Source organism: Pseudoflavonifractor sp. 60 (genome assembly GCF_009911645.1).
In the GTDB taxonomy this organism is placed as follows: domain Bacteria; phylum Bacillota; class Clostridia; order Oscillospirales; family Oscillospiraceae; genus Lawsonibacter.
Map to the genome: position 1 here is coordinate 1 of NZ_QWKI01000160.1, position 2,229 is coordinate 2,229.

Annotated in this window: 3 protein-coding genes; all 3 read left to right on the forward strand. The window is 59.0% G+C overall.

Annotated elements, in window-relative coordinates; genetic code table 11:
* Window positions 1-73 precede the first annotated feature (73 nt).
* Window positions 74-955, forward strand: a complete 882-nt coding sequence (locus tag D1646_RS16790; protein ID WP_347565241.1) for a ParB/RepB/Spo0J family partition protein — start codon at window positions 74-76, stop codon at window positions 953-955.
* Window positions 956-1,089: 134 nt separating this feature from the next.
* Window positions 1,090-2,013 carry a DUF6017 domain-containing protein gene (locus D1646_RS16795; protein WP_160637580.1) on the forward strand — a complete coding sequence of 308 codons (924 nt, stop codon included), beginning with the start codon at window positions 1,090-1,092 and terminating at the stop codon, window positions 2,011-2,013.
* 127 nt (window positions 2,014-2,140) lie between these two features.
* Window positions 2,141-2,229, forward strand: an 89-nt coding sequence (locus tag D1646_RS16800; RefSeq protein ID WP_243154221.1) for a cysteine-rich VLP protein, incomplete at its 3' end; no start/stop codon positions are given.

A 2,229-nucleotide genomic window follows, 5' to 3' on the forward strand; every position in this document is an offset into this window, starting at 1 on the left:
CATTCTCTGGAGGTGAGATATTTTGAACAGCCCCAACACATCCCCTCCCAAGCGGCGGGGCAGACCGCCCAAGGTGAGGGAGGCCCCCGCCCCCACACACCCGCCCCAGGGCGAGATGGTTGTCCCCATCCCCCTGACGGAGCTGCACCCGTTTCCCAACCACCCGTTCAAAGTGAGGGATGATGAAGCCATGAAAGAGACCACGGAGAGCGTGAAAGAGTATGGTGTGCTGACCCCGGCCATTGTCCGGCCCCGCGAGAAGGGCTGCTATGAGATCGTGGCAGGCCACCGCCGTAAACGTGCCTGTGAGCTGGCTGGCCTGACCGCTCTGCCCGCCCTGGTCCGTAATCTGGACGATGACACCGCCACCATCCTGATGGTGGACAGCAATATCCAGCGGGAGAGCATCCTGCCCAGCGAGAGGGCGCAGGCGTACAAGATGAAGCTGGAAGCCATCAAGCGGCGCGGAGCAAGGACGGATTTAACTTCGCCGAATAATTCGGCGAAGTTAAGAAGCGATGATGAAATCGGCGCGGCGATGGGTATGAGCGGCGATACCGTCCGCAATTACATTTCCCTGACCCAGCTGGTCCCGGAGCTTCAGCAGATGGTGGATGATAAGAAAATCGCTGTGACCCCGGCCTATCAGATCGCCGCCTTGAAGCCGGAGGAACAGGCGCTTTTGGTGGAGACCATCGAAAGCGAACAGGCCACCCCCTCCGTCTCCCAGGCCCAGCGCATGAAGAAGTTAAGCCAGTCCGGGGAGCTGAACGAGGACACCATGCTCTCCATCATGTCGGCGGAGAAGAAGCCGGAGGTTGACAAAATCGTGCTGACTGGCGATACCCTCCGCAAATACTTCCCCCGCTCCTACACGCCCCGGAAGATGGAGGAAACCATCATCAAACTGTTGGAGGCGTGGCAGAAGAAGCGCCAGCGCAGTCAGGAACGCTAATCAAATACGGGACAGGTACGCCGGACAGGGAATCTCTCTGCCCGGTTTTTTCGTGTCCTGGAGAGGAACGCTTTGCCCGCGAGGATGCGGCGGACAGCGCATAAGTCAAAATCTACTGAGGAAGTGAGTAAAGAATGGCCGTTTATCGTGTAGAACGGACGCGGGATTACACAGTGATGTCGAACCATCACTTGAAGGACCTCGGCCTGTCTCTGAAAGCAAAGGGGCTGCTGGCAATCATGCTGTCCCTCCCGGACGACTGGAATTATTCCACCCGTGGCCTCGCCGCCATCTGCAAGGAGGGCGTGGAGGCCATCGGGAACACCTTGAAGGAGCTGGAGCGGGCGAGCTATGTGGTGCGCCGCCAGCTGCGGGGAGAGCATGGGCGCGTGGGCAGCGTGGAGTACACCATCTATGAGAAGCCACAAACGCCGCCCCCGGACCCCTCCAGCCCGGATGCGCCCTCACCGCACACGGGTTCACCGGATACGGCTTCACCGTGTACGGGTTTCCCGGATACGGTAAAGCCGGACGCGGTTTCCCCGGATACGGATGTGCCGGATACGGAAAACCCGGCGCAATTAAATACTAAGAAAACAAATCCCCGTAAAAAACAAAATACTCATCAAGCAAATACTCATTCATTCTGTCCCCAGCCCCCTCCGGGGCCTGTGTCCGCGCCTGCGGCGGAAGGAATGACGGAAGTGTATGAGAAGCGAGATGAGATTCGGGAGCAGATTGAATACGGCCTGATTGCCGACAGTGCCAACCGGGAACAGCTCAATGAGCTGGTGGAGATCATGCTGGAGGTTGCTCTGAGCAGAGCACCCACCATGAAGATCGGGCGGGATGCGGAGTATCCTACCGCCTTTGTTCAACAGCGGTTTGAGGTTATCAACAGCAGCCACATCGAGAAGGTCCTGGACGGTATCCGGGAGAACACCACCTGCGTCTGGAACACCAGGGCCTATTTGCTGGCGGCGCTGTTCAACGCACCTGCCACCACGGACAACCACTACACGATGCTGGTCAACCACGACCTCTACGGCGGCAGATAGCCGCACAGGAGAAAGGAGCTTTCCATGAAGCGACCCCTTGCTTACATCACCGCCGCCTGGAGCGGCAACGAGTACGAAAACACCGAGACCACCGCCCGGTACTGCCGTCATGAGTGAGCTGCACCGCATGAACGACAGCCAATTCCGGCGGGCCAGAAAGCTCATCCGCCGCCTGTGCGCCAACTATGACGGAGGAAACTGCCTGCCGCTGGACGA